At 70.7% G+C, this 18842-nt stretch carries 15 protein-coding genes; 10 read left to right on the forward strand and 5 right to left on the reverse strand.

Going from position 1 to position 18842, the window contains the following annotated elements:
* The first annotated feature begins 60 nt into the window (after positions 1-60).
* On the forward strand, positions 61-1392 hold the full coding sequence (locus AB0H21_RS19955) for a helix-turn-helix transcriptional regulator (protein ID WP_358518353.1): 1332 nt from the start codon (positions 61-63) through the stop codon (positions 1390-1392).
* A 429-nt stretch (positions 1393-1821) separates the two neighbouring features.
* Complete coding sequence (locus AB0H21_RS19960) at positions 1822-2136, forward strand: hypothetical protein (RefSeq protein ID WP_358518356.1); 315 nt, start codon at positions 1822-1824, stop codon at positions 2134-2136.
* Between the two features lie 155 nt (positions 2137-2291).
* Here the strand turns inward: AB0H21_RS19960 and AB0H21_RS19965 are convergent, their stop codons facing one another.
* A complete protein-coding gene (locus tag AB0H21_RS19965) occupies positions 2292-3152 on the reverse strand; it encodes a hypothetical protein (RefSeq protein ID WP_358518358.1) in 861 nt (286 codons plus the stop codon).
* A 240-nt stretch (positions 3153-3392) separates the two neighbouring features.
* On the opposite strand from AB0H21_RS19965, the gene AB0H21_RS19970 reads away from it, so the two are divergent.
* Together AB0H21_RS19970 and AB0H21_RS19975 are read left to right on the forward strand one after the other, a co-directional pair.
* Positions 3393-3944, forward strand: coding sequence for a GNAT family protein (locus AB0H21_RS19970; RefSeq protein WP_358518361.1), 552 nt, complete (start codon positions 3393-3395; stop codon positions 3942-3944).
* 791 nt (positions 3945-4735) lie between these two features.
* A complete protein-coding gene (locus tag AB0H21_RS19975) occupies positions 4736-5257 on the forward strand; it encodes a phospholipase (protein ID WP_358518364.1) in 522 nt (173 codons plus the stop codon).
* An 86-nt stretch (positions 5258-5343) separates the two neighbouring features.
* Here AB0H21_RS19975 and AB0H21_RS19980 read toward each other — a convergent pair whose 3' ends face one another.
* The gene (locus AB0H21_RS19980; RefSeq protein WP_358518366.1) at positions 5344-5607 is read right to left on the reverse strand and encodes a hypothetical protein; all 264 of its coding nucleotides are present in this window, start codon (positions 5605-5607) and stop codon (positions 5344-5346) included.
* Positions 5608-5830: 223 nt separating this feature from the next.
* Positions 5831-8626: an NYN domain-containing protein gene (locus AB0H21_RS19985; RefSeq protein ID WP_358518369.1), complete on the reverse strand. Its 2796-nt coding sequence runs from the start codon at positions 8624-8626 to the stop codon at positions 5831-5833.
* Between the two features lie 234 nt (positions 8627-8860).
* Between AB0H21_RS19985 and pyrE the strand changes: the two genes are divergently transcribed.
* Complete coding sequence (gene pyrE / locus AB0H21_RS19990) at positions 8861-9397, forward strand: orotate phosphoribosyltransferase (RefSeq protein WP_358518372.1); 537 nt, start codon at positions 8861-8863, stop codon at positions 9395-9397.
* 18 nt (positions 9398-9415) lie between these two features.
* On the opposite strand, the gene AB0H21_RS19995 is transcribed toward pyrE, so the two are convergent.
* Together AB0H21_RS19995 and AB0H21_RS20000 are read right to left on the reverse strand one after the other, a co-directional pair.
* Positions 9416-9874, reverse strand: a complete 459-nt coding sequence (locus AB0H21_RS19995) for a hypothetical protein (RefSeq protein WP_358518374.1) — start codon at positions 9872-9874, stop codon at positions 9416-9418.
* Positions 9875-9978: 104 nt separating this feature from the next.
* Positions 9979-10713, reverse strand: coding sequence for a VTT domain-containing protein (locus AB0H21_RS20000; protein ID WP_358518377.1), 735 nt, complete (start codon positions 10711-10713; stop codon positions 9979-9981).
* A gap of 241 nt (positions 10714-10954) precedes the next feature.
* On the opposite strand from AB0H21_RS20000, the gene fbaA reads away from it, so the two are divergent.
* The 5 genes from fbaA (at position 10955) to AB0H21_RS20025 (ending at position 18722) form a co-directional block, all read left to right on the forward strand.
* A complete protein-coding gene (gene fbaA / locus AB0H21_RS20005; protein ID WP_358518380.1) occupies positions 10955-11977 on the forward strand; it encodes a class II fructose-bisphosphate aldolase in 1023 nt (340 codons plus the stop codon).
* A gap of 156 nt (positions 11978-12133) precedes the next feature.
* Positions 12134-13786 (forward strand): asparagine synthase C-terminal domain-containing protein, encoded by a 1653-nt coding sequence (locus AB0H21_RS20010; RefSeq protein WP_358518382.1) that lies wholly within the window; start codon positions 12134-12136, stop codon positions 13784-13786.
* A gap of 52 nt (positions 13787-13838) precedes the next feature.
* A complete protein-coding gene (locus AB0H21_RS20015) occupies positions 13839-15074 on the forward strand; it encodes a class I SAM-dependent methyltransferase (RefSeq protein ID WP_358518385.1) in 1236 nt (411 codons plus the stop codon).
* A gap of 1 nt (position 15075) precedes the next feature.
* Positions 15076-17097 carry a glycosyltransferase gene (locus AB0H21_RS20020; protein WP_358518387.1) on the forward strand — a complete coding sequence of 674 codons (2022 nt, stop codon included), beginning with the start codon at positions 15076-15078 and terminating at the stop codon, positions 17095-17097.
* Positions 17094-18722 carry a glycosyltransferase gene (locus AB0H21_RS20025; protein WP_358518390.1) on the forward strand — a complete coding sequence of 543 codons (1629 nt, stop codon included), beginning with the start codon at positions 17094-17096 and terminating at the stop codon, positions 18720-18722. The genes AB0H21_RS20020 and AB0H21_RS20025 overlap by 4 nt, the downstream gene beginning before the upstream one ends.
* Positions 18723-18842 lie beyond the last annotated feature (120 nt).

The following is an 18842-nucleotide window of genomic DNA, read 5'->3' on the forward strand; positions in this document are numbered from 1 at the left end:
GCAGGAGGGCAACGGAGTGGTCGACAGTGGCCGCGCCGGACCACGAGCGCGAGGGGTGTCATGGCCACAGACCCGATCGACCCGCACGCCTCCGCGTGGCACCTGTTCGGCGCGGTCATGCGCCGCTGTCGGGAAAGCGAACCCAAGATCGCCCTACGCCGCGCGGCCGCCGACCTCTACATCGACTACTCCAACCTGGCCAAATGGGAGCGCGGGGAGCGCACGCCTCCAGCGGAGATGGTGCCCCGCCTGGACGAGGTGTACGGCGGGCACGGCATTCTGACCGCCCTTTATGGCATGTTGGTGCGCCTTAATGCGGCCGCCGAGTCGGACCGCCTGCGCGCGGGTATGTACCTGGAAACCCCCGCATATCGCAATGGAGATGACGATATGGAACGCCGGGCCGCCCTCCAGTTTCTCGCCGGACTCGGGGCGTACGGCACGATCGGCATCTCCGGTGAGCCCCTCCGCCAACTTCTCGACTTGTCCCTCGGACACGCGGAGCGCACGACAGAGGAGTGGGAGTTGGCCTGCGCCGACCACCTTCACGCCCTGCGTACACGACCTCCCGCTCAAGTCGCCGCCGATACGCTCATTGACCTTTTCGCGGTGCGGCGGCAGTTGCACACCGCCGCGCCCGCCGACATCACAGAGCTCCAGCGGGTCATGGCGGCGCTGTCCACTCTGCATGCGAATGTGCTGACCCGCCTGGGAGATCACGGCGCCGCCATCCGGTGGTGGCACACCGCACGCCAGGCCGCTGACGCCTCCGGGGACTTGGAACTACGGCTCGGCGTGCGCGCCACCGAAGCCGGGCACGGGTTGTTCGGACAACGTGATCCGGGGACGGTTCTGAGGCTTACACAGAATGCCAGACAAATCGCAGGCCCCCGCCCATCCTGGGGGCTGGCCCTCGTGGCCTGCTCCGAGGCGAAGGCGCTGGCTCTGCTGGGACGGCACGCCGAAGCCCACCAGGAATTGAACGTCTTCCGTGACCTCGTCGCGGCCGATCCCCCGTCGGCGAGCATCATCCCGGGTTACTGGAACTGCGGCCAACTGCCCAACGCCGAAAACACGATCTACGCCAAGGCGGGCAAGGAGGACGAAGCCGCCGACTCCGCGGAGCGTCTGCTCAGCCTTAACGGGGACTATCAGACGGCGGCTTGCGTTCGCCTGAACGAGGCCCTCTGCACGGTCGTCAACGGGGGGATCGACCAGGGGATGCACCTGGCGGCCTCCGTACTCGACACCCTGCCGCAGGTCCACAACAGCGTCATGGTGATCGAGACAGGACGAAGGGTGCTACGCGCGGTACCGCAGGACCAACGGGACCGACCTTCCGTCGCCGAGTTCCGCAAGGTGCTGGCGCTCGACCCCCCCGGTCGCGTCTGAGAGCACCAGTGCCCCCTCGACTGGTGCGGCGGGGTGGGACTGTACGGTCTTCGGCTCTGTCTCTCTCAATCTAGCCTTAATCTGCATTGCCCCGCGTACGTCGTCGACCATCTGACAGCATCGCTTGTTCCACTGGTCAGCATTGCTTAGTCTAGTCACTCAGAAGACAAGGGAGGCCGCTCTCCGATCTTCGGAAGCGGCCTTCTACTTGTGGCAACTCTGTCAGGGTGGCGGGATTTAACCCACGGCCTCTTCGTCCCGTATTACCGGCACGACCTCGCCCACGACCTTGTCGCGCCGCCCCGAGGCAAGATGCTGGTCACTCGCGCGCGGTGAGGTGCGACGGTGTTGCTGTACTTCCATGCTGTACAGCTAGGGCCGTAACGAGGCGGATCTCCGGTTACTCTGACGGGAGGTGAGGAGACACGCGTGAACCCAGAAGCGTGGGCCTTGCTCCGATCCCAGCTCATCCTCGGGCAGACCTTGCAAGGGACTGTTCTCCCGACCACATGGCCGGCCGGAGTCACCGGGATCTTCGTTGACCTCCGCCTCCCAGTGGTTGGCTTCGTGAACGTTCTCCTCCTGCCCCATGACGCCCACCGCTGGCCGACTGTAGGAACGGCCACAGACTTCGAGATCTGGTGGATGGATGAACGACCCCAGATCCGCCTCAAGCCTGTCAACCCTGCCTACCTACGCGACGACTTTGACGACTGGGCCGCCAGACTTCGCGGCCACGCGTGACACCCACTTTAGGAGAGCGGTAATTCTTCAGCTTGAACTATGGCCTTGATCTGCCTAAACGCCTTGGTGAGCCCATGTGGTCTACTTGATCATTTCGCGTATGGTTCGCGCTCATCAAGTCGCCACGTCGTTTTCGGGGACGGACGAGGCGTGCGTCACCCGTGCCCAGCGTGGCACGTGTTCTGCGTACGTCGGCAGAGGACGGGGAGCCTGCTCGTTTGGTCCAGCACCACGCGATCGCCCAGCGGCTGGTCGAGCCTGACGACGCCCTGGCCGAAGTCGCCGACGCCTGCGCAGGGGACCGTGCCGTAGCCCTGGAAGGGGAACTGGAGTCCCAGCACTACCACATCTGGCTTCTCGTTGGCCCGTAGGGTGACGTCGGGCGGTTCTGAACCAACGCAAAAGCCGTATTCGTACTTCACCAGCAGCGTGTGTTCGTCGAGCACCTCGAAGTCTGTAACGTCGGCAGGAAGACGGTCGTCGCCTACAGCGTCTTCGATGGTCCCGATCGCCTTCTGATCGACCGCGACGTGATCGATGGGGCCGGGGAGGTTCGAGAAGTACAGCCGCCAGGCCGGTACGGTCGCCATGCCGCGTGTGGTCTTCAGCCGCATCGTGGTGAAGGTAGCGCCGATCAGCTTGTACTCCTCGTCGTCGGGGAAGGTGTAGTTCTCCGGCCAGGAGGACAGGGCCATCAGCGCCTCTCGCGGCCTGATCACGGGGACCCGCATCGTGGACCCGTCGTCCCAACGGATCTGCGCCCCGACTGGCGGAGCGGGGAGCGGGCCGGCCACGACCCAGCCGTACTCAGTGTTGATCCGCTCGCTGACCTTCCGCGACATCGTGCTCAGGTCCTCGAGCGGGACGAAACCCTTGCGCCAGATCTTCGCGGCACCGCTCGTACGCCAGGTCGAGACGGCTTGCGCGGCGTTTTCCTCAAACGTCGGTCCCAACATGCCAGAGCTGTCGCTGAGGAGCAGCACCGCCGCCAGAAGTATCGCGGCTAATCGCACCATATGCTGATCTTGGCAGAGTGCCGCTTCCGACAACGGCGGCTTCGCGCACAGCACCGGGAGTCGGGTGCTACTCGAAGGATGCGGCTCTGAAGAACCTTGCGAATCGTGGTGGGATGAACCGGTTGCCCCTTGATGGCTGGGCAGACATGATCGCATGGGGTTCTGGACTACAGGGAGCGCGACGGGGACATGCGACTGCTGAGGCACAGACGAAAGTCGCAGGATGTCTGCCATGGACGAATGCATATCATCCAGGCAGAAAGGCTGCAGTTCCGGAGTCCTACCGAGAATGAGCTGTTAGTGGGACTCGCCTCGGCGAGCGACTATGAGGCGCAATACTGGTTCGGTTGGAATGCGACGGACATCGTCTACGAGCCACGGCGTTCGCAACTCCTGGCCACCGGGCCTCGGCGGGGAGGCGGCATCATGCAGTTCAAAGATTCCTGGTACCTGCACGGGGTCGACACTTGCACCGGTCGGCATGCTGGAATGGTTTCTGTAGGGCGCCAGCCGCATGGTTACGAGATCGGCGGCTGGCTCGCCCCCGCATTTCGTCGTCATCACTTGGGTAGCGAGCTGTTCGGGGCGGCGCTGACACTGGCTCACGAGCACCTTGGCATCGCTACGGTCGTAGCGGGAACGGAGAACACCAACATAGCCTGTAGGCGTGCTCTGGAGACGGCCGGATTCGTCGCCACACAGAGGGCCCCCGTTCATATTCTTCCGAACGGCCGAATAACCAACGCCTTGTGGTATGCACACACAGCGAGCACCCCAAGACAGTGCAGCTAATAGGTACGGCTGCCGCGGGCGACTCGCTCACAGTCGGCCATCCGGCTCACCCGGAAGTGCTCGGCGACCTGACGATCGCCAGCCCCTGCCGCGAACATCGCTCCGGTCGCGAATCGCACCTGCTCCCGGCGTGCCCGCGCCTGCGCGCTCAACCCACACCGCTGTCGGGATACGTCATGCCTCCGGTATGGACTACGACCAGCCACACGTCATCAATCCGTGATGCCATAACTACGTAACGTCATCCATTGAAGCTCTCCAACCACTTCCCATGCGTTGCTAATTATCGATAAGCGCGTCAGGAGCGGGAATGGGTCAACTGCCTTCAGTTCCACGGCGTTGAGCTTAACGCTTTGCCATAGCCGTTAGTCCAAGAGGGCGGGCAAGATGGCTGAGATACTTAGGTTAAACTCGATGACTCAGCGGTTGGCCGGGCTCCCTGGTGACGGTGGTCCCAGCGCGGCTGCGCGCAATGTTGACGATCAGGGGGCGCGTCGGTCATCAAGCCGCAGGCCGACCGCCCTTCCTGACCTGTGTTGGCGTGCGCGTCGATGGGTCGTTCATCGCGGGGAGATCGGACGCGTCCTACCGGTGGCCGACAGCTGACGGGTGGTCCACGAGGAAAATCGCCGGCCTTACATGCGCTTGTCATTCTGTAAAGAGCGATTGTTCGTGAATATCGGTTCGGATCTTGATGGAGGTCTGTTCCGGCGGGCGGGGATATTTCAGCTCATTCTTGTGCATTGCGGACAGCTGTCGCGCGCCCTACCCCCGGACGAAGGCAGAGCCCCATGGTCAAGCGAGCCCTCGCGCTGGTCTCCCTCTCCCTCACCGCAATACTCGGATTAACGCTACCCGCATTCGCGGTGACGCTGGAGCAAAAACTCGCCGCACTTTCCACTTTCACCCAGCCCACGGCGTCCAGCTCCTCCGCCTGGCTCTCCGCCTGGCAGAACCAGGGAGCCTGGGCCGACTACAACTTCGACTGGTCGACCGACCTGTGTTCGAGCAGCCCCGACCAGCCCCTCGGCTTCGACTTCAGGACGCCGTGCCGGCGTCACGACTTCGGCTACCGCAACTACAAGGCGGTGGGCCAGTTCCCCAGCAACAAGTCCCACATCGACGACGCGTTCTATTTCGACATGAAGCAGGTCTGCGCCAGATATTCCGGCATCTCGAAGTCCACCTGCGACGGGCTCGCCTGGACGTACTACCAGGCGGTCAAGCAGTTCGGCTCCCTGACCGTCACCCAGGCCCAGATCGACCAGGTCCGCAAGACCGCCGAACGAAACGCCCAGAACGCCGGGGCGTAATCGTCCCCACGCAACTCAGGTGACCAGGGTGCCGAGCGGTCGCACAGCCGCCGCTCGGCACCCCGCCCTGTTCCTGCGGGGGTTTGTCAGCCGTCCAGACGGACGGTGACGGTGACGCGGCCCGCCTCGTCGCGAGTGGCGACCGCATGCCCGGTGCGGTCGATCCCATCCAGATGCAGCGAGATCGGTCCTCCCTCGTCCAAGAAGTTGCGCCACCACTTCTTGGCGTCGGGGAACTGGACGCGGATCGTGACGCTGTCAGCCACGCGCCGGAAGGCGACGGGGGTGCTGAAGGTGCGTCCCGAACGGCGTCCCGTGTAGGTGACGACCGTGAGGTGTCTGCTGACCAACCGGCCCCATCGAGGAGACGAGCGCAACGTCAGGACACAGGAGTTCAAACGGCCGATCGCTCGCTTCGGAAGCGGTCCCCGGTATGGCACGGAACCTCCATCACGACGGGTATCTCTTGCCCCCAACGTAACGCGCACGACGTGGCGGCGACGATGACCCGCCGCTGCGTCACCGAGGTCCTGTGAGCGCGGCGGTCAGCGACGGGCGTGGTTCGGCGCGGGGTCAGCGGCGGGCGCGTTCCAGGGCGTCCCAGAAGCCACGGCGCAGGGCGTGGCGGACCTCGTCGTGCAGGAGGAAGTCGATGGGCAGGGACGAGCCCTGGAGCAGGCGCGCCTCCAGGTCGGAGGGCATGCGGGGCTTGCGGGCGAGCACGGCCTCCAGCCAGAGCGCCGGGGCGTCCCTGGCGACCGACTCACCGAAGTCGTGACCCTCCTTGTGGGCGGCCTTGACCGCGTCGGCGAGCGTCGTCGTGCCGGGTGAGCCGGCCTGCGGGGGCACGGGCGCGGGCTGCGGGCCGGTGTACGGGCCGAGCTGGGGCCCGGGGTAGGACGGCGGACCGCCGGAGCCGCCCAGGGTGTACTGGGCGGAGCCCTGCGGGGGCACCGGCGCGGCCAGCGGGGGCGCCTGCGGCGGGGAGCCAGGCGGCGTGGAGTCCGACGAGTAGGCCTGATAGGGCGCCGGTAGCGCGGGCTGGGACGAGCGCGGCGGGCCGGAGGAGCGGCCGGGCGAGGCGTGCGACCCCGTGCCGGACGAGGGCCCGGCGGAGCTCAGCCCACGCGACCCCGAGGAGGAGCCGGAGGAACCGGAACCGTAGGACCCGCCGCCGGAGGACGACCCGGCGGAACCCCCGCCATAGGACCCACCGCCAGAGGAGGACCCGCCATAGGACCCGCCGCCGGAGGACGACCTGGTGGAACCCCCGTCATAGGACCCGCCGCCCGGCGACCCGGCGGCGTAGGAGCCGCCCGCCGAGGACGACCCGGCGGAGCCCTGCCCGTGTGATCCGGCGCCGGGCGCGGAGGCGGCGGAGTTCCCGCCGTGGGCCCCCGTGCCCGAGGAGGGACCGGTGGAGCTCAGGCCGTAGGAGGCGCCGATGGCGGGCATTGCGCCCGTGAGCGTCCCGGGAGGCGCGGCGTCGTACGCGCCGTACGGACCGGCGTCCGCGCCCGCGGCGGGACCTCGCGAGCCGCCCGCGCCCTGGCCCTGCGGTCCCTGACCCTGCGACCCCTGCGCCTGCAAACCCTGCGCCTGCGAACCTTGGCCCTGCGCACCCTGCCCCTGGGGACCCTGGCCGTGCGAAGCCTGGCCATGCGGACCGCCGCCCGTCTCCGCGCCCTCACGCGCGCCGGCGCCCAGGCCGTGGGAGCCGCCCGGACCGTACGCACCACCGCTCGCCTGGGACGCCTGGGAGCCGCCGAAGGAGCCGTGCGTGCCACCCGCCTGCGGGCCGTGGGAGCCCCGGGCGGAAGAGAGAGGCCCGTGGTCCGGGGAGCCCTGGGAGGCCGGTCCGTAGAGGGGGCCGGTGCTGGGGTCCCCGGAGTCCTGGGAGGGCGGGCCGTAGAGAGGGCCGGTGCTCGGGCCCCCGGAGTCCTGGGAGCCCGGGCCGTAGAGAGGGCCGATGCTGGGGCCCCCGGAGTCCTGGGAGCCCGGGCCGTAGAGAGGGCCGATGCTGGGGCCCCCGGAGTCCTGGGAGACCGGGCCGTAGAGGGGGCCGATGCTGGGGCCCCCGGAGTCCTGGGAGGCCGGCCTCCCCTGGCCGTACGAACCCGCGCCGTGGGAGCCCGTCATGCCCGGCTCGCGCGCACCCGCGTCATCCGTACCAGGGGAGACGCCGGGGGAAACGCCGAGCCCGGCGCCGCGCCGGCCCGCAGCCGCGCCGTAGGACCCCGTGCCCCCCGCGCCGTGCGACCCCGTGCCCTCGGGCGGGCTCGTGTACCCGCTGCTGTGCGGGGCGGTCGTCTCCGAGTCCGGGCCGCCGTGCGCTCCCGGCGAGGAGCCGAGCAGGCCGGAGCCCTGCGCGCTCATCTGTTCGCCGGTGGTGGGCGGGCCGTGGGAGGCGGGTCCGAGGGACGTGGACCCGAGGGACGTCGAGCCGACCCCGCTCGTGCCCAGCGAGCCGGAGCCGAGCGCGTTCGGGTCATGCGAGCCGGACGGCCCCGACGACAGGCCCGGGTCGGAGGAGGCCTGCGGGGAGCCCACCTGGGACATGCCGGCGTCGTGCGAACCGGCGCCGTGGGAGCCCTGCGAGGAGCGGGCCGGCGAGGGCCCGGACCCCTGGGGTGGGGACGCGGACAGGCCGTGGGCCGGCGGGGACTGGGCGGGCGGCGTGGACGAGAGCCCGGAGACGGCGGCGAAGGAGCCGGTGGAGGCGGGGGGCCGTCCGTTGTACGACGGCGAGGACTCGCGGGCGCGGCCGTTGCCGACCGGCTGGGGCAGGTGGAGCCCGTTGGAAAGGCCGCTGTCGGGCCCGGCGGCGACGTTGCCCGTGACGAGGTTGACGTACGGCCGCAGGTGGCCGCTGCCGATCTCGATGAGGTCGTCGCACTCCTGCTGGAGCGTGCGCGAGACCGCCCACCCGCCCTCGGCCGCGATGTGGATCACGGTGACGCGGATGCCGAGGTCCTGCGCGTCGCTGACGACCTGGGCGAGGTCCTCGTCACCGCTGACCACCACGGCGTCGCAGATGGCGTTGTTACGGGCGAGCGTCATCAGGTCGCGGTGGACCTGCGCGTCCACGCCTTCGCGGCGGCCGGGCCGGATGCGGGCGAGGCGCAGCTTGAGGCCGGGGATGTCGGCGAGCGCGTCGTGCTCGGGCGTGCGCCGGCCCTCGACGGTGGCCTCATACCAGTAGCACCGCAGCAGCGGGAGGTCGGTGCGCTCGCGCGACAGCGTGGAGAGAAGTTGCAGCAGGCCGGGGTAGTCCCAGGCGACGGCCTCGCGATGGCGGGTCCCATGCACGGCCATCGCGCCGTCCGCCAGCAGATAGCCAGCGTCCACGAACAGCGCGCAGCGATCCACGCGACACCGCCCTTTCGTACATGGCCCAGGTCCGGTGGCAGCCGAAGCCCGGCCCTATCTCAGGGTAATGAAGGCACTGATCGCGCGAGGGTGAATCCCGGCGATTCGGCCCGCGCATGCCCATATCTAGGAGGGTTCCCGCAGACCGTACCAGTTTGCCTTCTATTACCGGCCTGGGGTGATAAACGAGTGGCCCCGCCGAGGCACTCCGAAGGGGTCTCTAGGCTGGCCACCATGAATGACCGCACGAAACTACTGGACGAGATCAAGAAAAAGGGAGTGGTGCACGGCCGGGTCGTGCTCAGCTCGGGCCGGGAGGCCGACTGGTACGTGGACCTGCGCCGGATCACCCTGGACGGCACCGCCGCCCCCCTGGTCGGCCGGGTCATGCTGGACCTCACCGAGGACCTCGGCTATGACGCGGTGGGCGGCCTCACCCTCGGGGCCGACCCCGTCGCCACGGCCATGCTGCACGCCGCCGCCGCGCGAGGCCGCGCCCTCGACGCCTTCGTCGTACGCAAGGCGGGCAAGGCGCACGGGCTCCAGCGCAGGATCGAGGGCCCGGACGTCACGGGCCGCCGGGTGCTGGCCGTGGAGGACACCTCGACGACCGGCGGGTCGGTGCTCACCGCGGTGGAGGCGCTGCGCGAGGCCGGGGCCGAGATCGTCGGCGTGGCCACGATCGTGGACCGCGGCGCGGCGTCCGCGATCGAGGAGACGGGCCTGACGTACCGCACCGCGTACACGCTCGACGACCTCGGCCTGAGCTGACCGCGATCGCGGGGACGGCTAGCCGGCGTGGCGGCGGGCGGTGAAGCTCTGGCGCTCCCCTGGCTGGCCCGGGGAGCGCGGCTCGCCGTTCACCTCGACGTACACCGTGGAGGCGTCGGCGAGCACCACGTCGAGCGAGAGCTGGGAGTAGAACGCCTGCTGGCCCCGGCCGAGATCGCGGTCCTCCACGATGTCGCCGCCGCTGACCCGTACGAAGATCGGGCAGCGGTCGGCCTGGCATGCGACGTACAAGGTGGGGATCTCGGCGGCGGAGGTCTCCACCGGCGGCGGGGACGTGCCGGAGGGTACGGGTTCGGCGGTCACGGCGGGAGCGGGGGCGTCGTCCGCCCCGTCGGAGCTCAGCGCGCCGGCCAGGGCGATGACGCCGACGGCGACCAACGCCAGCAGGGCAAGGATCGCGACGCCCACGAGCAGCAGGCGGGCGATGCCCATGGGGTCAGACCGGTGGCGTCCCACACTTCGGAGGGTAACCCGCGAGCAGGACGCTCACCGGGCGGTCGCCAGGACTCCTTCGACCGGCTTCTGATCGACTTCTGCACCCCGCCCACCAGGGGTGATGGTCAACGCGAGGAGGTCGGGTCCCCGGCGTCCCACTGGCCGCTCTCGTCACGGTGGTGCCGCCCGCGCGGCTCGGCGGCGGCCCCGTGCGCCTTGGCCTGCTTGGCCTCCTTGCGGCTCTTGAGCACCTCGCGAACGATCGGGATGACCGACAGCACGATGATCAGCGCCGCGCCCGGCAGGATGTAGCGGTCGACGTTGGGAATGGCGCTGCCCGCGAAGTAGCCGATGAGCAGCATCGACTCGGTCCACAGCACGCCGCCGATGACGTTCCACGCCAGGAACGTGGTGGGGCGCATGCCGAGCATGCCGGCGACCGGGTTGAGGAACGTGCGGACGATCGGGATGAACCGCGCCAGCACCACGGCGCGCGCGGGGCCGAACTTCTGGAAATACTGCTCGGCCTTCTCCACGTACTCTTGCTTGAAGAGCCGCGAGTCGGGCCGGGCGAACAGCCTCGGGCCGGTCTTCGCGCCGATGTAGTGACCGAGCTGCGCGCCCACGATCGCGCACAGCGGGGCGCACACGAGCAGAACGGGCAGCGGGAACGGCGCGTCGAGACCCACGGAGGACGCGACGGCCGCGGAGGCTCCCATGCCCGCCACGACCAGCAGCGAATCACCAGGGAGGAAGAAGCCGATCAGCAGCCCCGTCTCGGCGAAGATGATCGCGAGAATGCCGATGAGCCCGAAGGTGACGATCCACCATTGGGCGTCGAGAAGGTTAGTGAGGTCCATCACGGATGAGACTACCGCCGAGGGGCGGGGTGCACGCGCCAGTGGGTAGGACCAGTCGTAGTCCATCCAAATTCCATCCAAAACGGGCCATGAGGGGATGACCCGGCGGGAGCGCCCGCTCCGGCGCCGGACACATGCTGGACCCCTTCTTCCTCACCCGCCACTCCTTCGCAATACTTGCCCCGGGGATCCAGCCCCCGTCACCCATACGTTTACGTTCCGTCTAGGGAGTTGACTTCCGATGCCCATCGCGACCCCAGAGGTCTACGCCGAAATGCTCGACCGGGCCAAGGCCAATGGTTTCGCATACCCGGCGATCAACGTGACGTCCTCGCAGACGCTGAACGCCGCGTTGCGCGGTTTCGCCGAAGCCGAGAGCGACGGCATCATCCAGGTGTCGACGGGCGGCGCCGAGTACCTGTCCGGTCCCACGGTCAAGGACATGGTGACCGGCTCGGTGGCCTTCGCGGAGTTCGCCCGCGTGGTGGCCGACAAGTACCCGGTGAACATCGCCCTGCACACCGACCACTGCCCGAAGGACAAGCTCGACGGCTTCGTCCGGCCGCTGCTGGAGATCTCGCAGCGCCGCGTGGCCGAGGGCAAGGACCCGCTGTTCCAGTCCCACATGTGGGACGGTTCGGCGTGCCCGCTGGACGAGAACCTCCAGATCGCCCGCGAGCTGCTGGAGAAGGCCGCGGCGGCGCAGGTCGTGCTGGAGGTCGAGATCGGCGTCGTCGGCGGTGAGGAGGACGGCATCGTCGGCGAGATGAACGAGAAGCTGTACAGCACGCCGGAGGACGCGCTCGCCACCGCGGAGGCGCTGGGTCTCGGCGAGCGTGGCCGCTACCTTCTGGCCGCGACGTTCGGCAACGTGCACGGCGTGTACAAGCCGGGCCACGTGAAGCTGCGCCCGGAGGTGCTGCACGAGATCCAGGAGGCCGTCGGCGCCAAGTACGGCACCGAGAAGCCGTTCCACCTGGTGTTCCACGGCGGGTCGGGCTCCTCGCTGGAGGAGATCCGCGAGTCGATCTCCTACGGTGTGGTGAAGATGAACATCGACACCGACACGCAGTACGCCTACACCCGCCCGGTCGCGGACCACATGTTCCGCAAGTACGACAGCGTGCTGAAGGTCGACGGCGACGTGGGCAACAAGAAGGACTACGACCCGCGTTCGTGGGGCAAGTCGGCCGAGGCCGGCATGGCGGCGCGCGTCACGCTGGCCTGTCAGGACCTGCTGTCCGCCGGCAACAGGCTCGCCTGAGCCTGGGCTGATCACCTGCGCCCGGACGCCTGCCGGCGGTACGGACGTGCGAGGGGGCGGGCCACCGCCCGCCCCCTATGTGAATTATCTGGGAATGCCCGTGAAAACTGATGGTCACGGGACTTCGGGAGCGAATACCTCGTTACCATCAGCTAAATGTCCATCTCCTACCGAGCGCGTCCATATGTCTGCGGTGCCATCGGAAAGTGGGATGCGCGCATAGCGGAGCGGCTGGTGTCGGCCTCCCCGCGAGGGCTCGACGAGGTGCACCGCTCCCCACTGGCCACCCTGTGGTCGACCGGCGAGCCGGAGAACTGGTCGCGGGGGCCGCTCTCCGGCTACCTGTGGTGGCCCGCGGCCGGTTCCGTCCCGCAGCCGCGCTCCTGGCGGGAGGCCGCCGAGCGCCGCCTCGCCGCCGGCCTGGTCCTCGAACCCGGCGGCGCCGTCCTCCACACCGACGCCCTCGGCCTGCACGAGTTGAACGTCCGCCGCGTCGGCGACGCCCTGTACTTCTCCACCCGCATCGACCCGCTGACGCGCCTGGACGACCGTCCTCTCACCATCGACTGGTCGGCCTGGGCGAACCTGCTGGTCATGATGACCCCACTGGGGGACGAGACGCCGTTCGCGCAGATCCGCCACATGGAGCCCGCGACCGCCTGGCGCGCCGGGCCGGACGTCCCCGGCGGGGTGCGGGTGGAGCGGTTCGAGCCGGGCTGGCTCGCCGCCGACCCGGGCAAACCCCCCGCGCCCGAGGACGTCGTCGAGCTGATCGCGGACCGGATCCCGCACCGCGCCGGTCCCGTGGCGATCGGCCTCAGCGGCGGATGGGACTCCCGCCTGCTCGCCGCGCTCGCCGTGCGACGGCCCACCGCCCAGATCGAGGCCTGGACCACCAGCACCGACGACGGGCTCGACCTCGACATCCCCCACGCGCGGACCGTCGCGGCGACGCTCGGCGTGCCGCACCACGTGGTCAGGCCGGGGCCGGAGGCGTGGCTGCACGAGCACCGCGAGGTGTGGCTGCGCACGCAGTACCAGACCCTGCACCACGCGTGGGCCATGCCGTACGCCCGCGCGGTGCACCGCCTGCGCGCGCCGCTGATCGACGGCTGCCTCGGGGACGCCCTGTTCCGCACCCGCGGCGACCACGCCGAGGCGTCCGAGGCGCCGAGCCGCGACGAGGCGCGGGAGATCACGTGGAGGGCGCTGTCGACGCACTTCCCCCGCCAGCCCGAGGTCTGGGCGCCCGGGGTCGGCGACGCGATCGCCGAGCTGGGCCTGTCGGCGTTCCACCGGGTGATGCGCCCTTTCGACGGGCACCACGCCTCGCCCGTCCTCGCCCGGCTGCACACCCGCTACCGGGGGATCTACACCTCTCCCACCTGGCTGCTCGGCCCGGAGGCGGAGATCTGGCTCCCGTTCGCCGACCCGGACGTGATCACGGCCGCAATGAGCGTGCCGCTGTCCGCGCGCCGCGACCACGCCTACTTCCTGGCGATGCTGCGGTACGGCGCGCCGCGCGTGGCCGCGCTGCCCTCGACCAACGACCCGGGCGAGAAGCCCGCACCCGGCCCCCAGCGCAAGACGAGCCCGGCCGCGCTGTCCGCCCTCGCCGCGAGCATCGCGGCCAGCGAGGACGTACGCTCGCTGCTCGGTCCCCGGATGCTGGCCACCCTGACCGACCCCGAGCTCCGCGCGCGGCAGACCCGCTGGTCAGGGCCGCTCTACGTCCTGCAGTGGGCCAGCATGCTCGCCCGCTGGCGTACGGAGTACGGCTCACGCCTCCGCTGGAGCCCGCTCACCTGAGCGACACCCCCCGTTTCTCTTCAGCGCAGAGAAAGAAAGGCCAGGAACCCGGATGCCGAGGACGACGAGGTCGGCCACAACGCTGTCCCCCCGCCTCCTGCTGATCGGCAGCGCCGCCTTCGCAGTCCTCGCGGTGGTGGTGCTGGTGGTGCTCTCCGTCACCGGAGACGTGGACCCCGTCACGGCGGTCCAGCTCGCCGCCTCGCTGCTCGTGCTCGCCGCGGCCGCCGCGATCGTCGCGAGCGTCCGCAGGACCGACGGCAAGGCGCTGCGCATCGACAACAGGACCAAGCGCCAGGACGCCGCGCTGGTGCGGGCCGAGCACACCCTCACCCAGCTCACCACCACCCTGGACGGGCTCACGGGCCGCCTGGTGGACGCCTCCCGTAGCCAGTCCGGCTCGGTTCTCGCGGCCCTCGGCGAGGACCGCATGGCGCTCACCACGCAGGCCGATCGCCTGGCCGAACTGTCGGAGTCGATGTCCGAGATCCGCGCCCTCGTGCGGAGCAACGCCGCCGACCTGCGCGAGCTGCGCGGGCTCGTCCACGACGAGACCACCGGCGGCGGCGTCGCCCAGACCGTGCGGGAGATCGGCGAGCGGCTGGACGCGCTCGGCGGAACGGTCCGCGACGGGCAGTCCGAGCTGTCGGGGGCCGTGCGGCAGAACTACGCGCAGCTCGAGGCGCTGATCGACATCCGCGCCCTGTTCCAGCCGCGCGCCCCGATGCCCCGGCTGCGGGGGTGGGCGGCCTCGCCGGACGTCCTTCGCCTGCTGGTGGAGCGGGTCGCCGCCGACCCCGCCGAGATCGTGGTCGAGTGCGGCAGCGGCGCGTCCACCGTCTGGCTCGGGTACGCCGCCCAGCGGTTCGGCGGCGGGCGCGTGATCGCGCTGGAGCACGACGAGCGGTTCGCCGAGTCCTCCCGGGACCTGGTCATCGCCCACGGCCTCCAGGACGTCGTGGAGGTCCGCCACGCGCCGTTGACCTCCTGGACGGCCGACGGCGGCGAGACGATCCCCTGGTACGACACCCGGGCGCTGGACGACCTGACCGGCATCGGGCTGGTCTTCGTGGACGGGCCTCCCGGGGCGACCGCGCCGATGGTCCGCTACCCGGCGCTGCCCGTCCTGCTGCCGCGCTGCGCGCCCGACGCGTGGTTCGTCCTGGACGACGCCGACCGGCCCGCCGAACGGGAGGTCACCGACCGGTGGCTCAGGGAGTTCCCCGAGCTGACCGGGTCGGCCCACCCCGCGGAGAAGGGGGCGATGGTCCTCAGGCGGAGGGCATGACGTGGGGCGCCCAGGTGACCGCCCGGGGACGGGCATGACGGCCGCGCTGCTGCCCGCCGAGACGGCGGCCAGGCTGATCCGGACCGGCTCGAAGATCGCCGTGGCCGTCGCGGGCGTGGACGCCGACGGCCTGGACGCGCTGCTGCCGGGGCTGGCGTACGAGGTGGCGGACGTGGACACGATGGGCCCCGCGCCGTGGGCCCGGCCCGACCCACCGGCCGTCGTGATCGTCGCGAGGACCCCCACGGACCTGCGCCGGGCCGTGGCCCTCGGGGCGGCGCTGCCGACGACGCCGCTCACCTGCGTGATCATTGCCCAGGCCCCGTCGTGGTGCGACGCCCCCGGCCTCCCCCTGTCGCCGAGCCTCGGCCGGCGCCTGCTGCGCGACCTCGGCGTCACCCGGTACGGGGCGTCCGGCTGGCGGGTCGCGGCGCGCTTCTCCGAGCCGCTGCCCTCGGGCGAGGTCGCGGCGGCCGTCGCCCGGAGCCTCGGCGGCCACCACCTCGCCGGGTACGCCCTTCCCATGGCGGGCCTGGCGGGTCCCGGGCTCGCGGACTGGCGGCCGGGCGACCCGAACGTGACCTTCGCCGACGAACGCGGCCCCGTCCCCGACCGCTCGGACGTGCCCACCGCCGACCTCGCCGTCCGCACCGTCCACACCGTCCACACCGTCCACGCCGTCCACACCATCCACGCCGTCCACGCCCAGGAGCCGGGCGCGGCGGAGGACTGGATCGACGCGCGCGTCCCCGCCCTGGACCGCCCCGTGGACGTGAGCTGGGCGCGCTTCGGCTCCCCCGGCGGCTACCAGGCGCTGCGGGCCCTGGAGATCGAACCGGACGTCGTCCCCCCGGTGGACGAGCGGTCGGTCAACCCCCGGGGATTCACCAAGACGCCGAAGCAGCCGATCGCCGAGATCGTCCAGCGTGACGGGCGCTGGGAGATCGACCTGGAGGGCCGGACGGTCGTCCGTGTGCCCGCGTCCGGCGGCGTCACCGACGCCGACGTCGGCCGCCTGCGCCGGGCGCGCGGGCTGCGGTTCGCGTGGCGTCCCTCGCACACCGGCCCGATCGCGGCCGTCCGCGCCGTGGCCGGGCTCGCCGCCGCCGGGATCCCGCTGATCTCCGACGCCCCGCCCGCCTGGGCCGTGGACGGCCTCGGGGCGGACCTGGCCGCACTGCCCGCCGGCGCCACCGAGGCCGACCTGGCCGACGAGCTGCGCCGCGAGGAGCACAGCGTACGGCTGCGCCGGCTGGCCCTCGGCCGCCACGGCACCACCGCGCGCTGGCGGTCGATGGCGGCCCGCGCCGGGGTGCCGGTCCCGCCGCCGCCCGCGATCTCGGTCGTGATGTGCACCCGGCGCGCCGAACTGGTGCCGTTCGCCCTCGGCCAGATCGCCCGGCAGCGCGGGGTGGAGCTGGAGGTCGTCCTCACGCTGCACGGCGTGACGGCCTCCGCGCCCGAGCTCCAGGCGGCCATCAGGGACTTCGACCGGCCGATCACGGTCGTCGAGGCCGACGCGTCCCTGCCGTTCGGCTCCGTGCTGAATCTCGCCGCCTCGCGGGCCGGCGGAACGTTCCTCAGCAAATGGGACGACGACGACTGGTACGGGCCCGATCACCTGGCGGACATGCTGCTCGCCCAGGGGTACTCGGGCGCGGAACTGGTGGGCGCGGCCTCGGAGTTCTTCTACCTGCAGCAGATCGACGTCACGATCCGCCGCGACTGGACCAGCGAGACGATGTCCAACCATGTGGCGGGCGGCACCTTCGTGGTGTCGCGCTCGGCGTTCGAGGCGCTCGGCGGCTTCCGGCCGGTGGCGCGCGCCGTGGACGTCCATTTCTTCCAGGACCTGATGCGGGCCGGCGGCGCGATCTACCGTACGCACGGCCTCGGTTTCGTCGCGCGCAGGGCGGCGAGGGGCGGGCACACCTGGCAGGAGCCCGTCGGCTACTTCCTGGCCCGCGCGAAAGATCAGTGGCGGGGATTCCGGCCGAGCCGACTCATGGAGTGGGAACAGTGACACAGCACGGGCAGCCGAGGATCCGGCACAACGACTACGACGTCCTGAAGCCCCCCGCGCCCGGTGCCTGGAGTCCCACGCTGTCGGTGAGCGTGGTGATCGCCGCGTACGGGCACCAGGACAAACTGGACCTGACGCTGGCCGCGCTGGCCGCGCAGAGCTATCCCGGGCACCTCATGGAGGTCGTGGTCGTCGACGACGGCACCCACCCGGCCCTGCGTCTGCCGGAGATCGTCCCGGACAACACCCTCATGATCACCAGCGAGCCCGGTTCACGCGGCCGCTCCAACGCCCGCAACGCCGGCTTCGCCCGCGCCTCCGGCGACGTCGTCCACTGGCTGGACGCCGACATGGTCACCTTCCACGACGAGGTGGAGGCGCACATGCGCTGGCACCACCTGGCCGACTACCTCGTCGTGATGGGGTACGTCCGGTTCGTCGACCACACGCCCGGCACGCCCACCCCCGAGCAGGTGCGCGACGCGGTCGCCTCCGCCGCCACCGAGACGCTGTTCGACGAGGCCGCGAGCGAGCCGCACTCGTGGATCGTCGACCTGGCCGAGCGCACGAACGGCCTGCGCACCGAGCGCGACACGGCCTACCGCGTCCACGTCACCAACGCGGCCTCGGTGAACGCCCGGCTGCTGCGTGAGGCCGGGCCGCTGGACACCGGCCTCGTCCTCGGTGAGGACAGCGAGCTCGGCTACCGGCTCGCCCAGCGCGGCGCGGCGTTCGTCCTGGCCCCCGAGGCGCGCAGCCGCCACCTCGGGGCCTCGATGATGATGCGCGACGGCGATCAGGTGCGCCGGTACAACCAGGCGTTCGTGCCCGACCACATCCCGGTCATGCGCTGGCTGCGCACCCACCCGCGCCGCCAGTGGCAGGTCCCGTACGTCGAGGTCGTGATCGACGTCACCCTCGCCTCGTACGAGGACGCGCGGGCGACCGCCGACGGCTTCCTGGCGAGCACGCTGAACGACATCGCGATCACGCTGGTGGGGCCGTGGAGCGAGGTGCGCGAGGACCGGCGTGACCCGCTGAGGAGCCCCATGCTCGACCTGGTCCTGCTGCGCGGCCTCTACCGCGCCGAGCCGCGCGTCCGGTACGCCGAGCACGTGCCCGAGACGGCCGCGCCCACGCCGTACCGCATGCTGTGCCCGGCGGGCTGGGTCCCCGGGCCCGAGACGCTGCGCAAGCTGGTCGAGCAGGCCGCCGGCAAGGGGTACGGGCTGGTCGGTATCGCCCTGGACGAGACCTCCGACGAGGTGATCGCGGCCCGGCTGGAGCACACCGGCGCGTTCGCCCGCGCCCGGCTCGTCCGCGCCGACGGCGAGCCGCTGGAGTCCGCCGTGGACGACGTGGCCGGCACCCGCTGGGTGGACGGCGCGACGCTCGGCTTCCTGCCCGCGGGCCAGGCCGAGCCGCCCACGCGGGGCAAGGTCGAGGACCCCGCCCTCAGGCGCGAGGTGGAGCGGCTGCGCGCCGAGAACGCCCGCCTGGCCGAGCGGCTCGCCGCCGCGACCGGCGAGGCGGGGCCGGGGAGCCCTGAGAACGGCGCCACGCCGCCCCGGGCGCTCGGACCGTCCGAGACACGCCCGCGCGGCCTGCTGCGCCGCCTCCGCTGATCACATTCGGGCGTACCGGGCGCCGCGCCAGGTCACCGGGGCAGAACGATTTCTCGATAACATCCCGTATCACAGCGGCAGGTATGACCGAACAGGCGGAACAACGGTAAGACTGTGTTC

The sequence above is a fragment of the Sphaerisporangium sp. NPDC051011 genome, assembly GCF_040653595.1.
In the GTDB taxonomy this organism is placed as follows: domain Bacteria; phylum Actinomycetota; class Actinomycetes; order Streptosporangiales; family Streptosporangiaceae; genus Sphaerisporangium.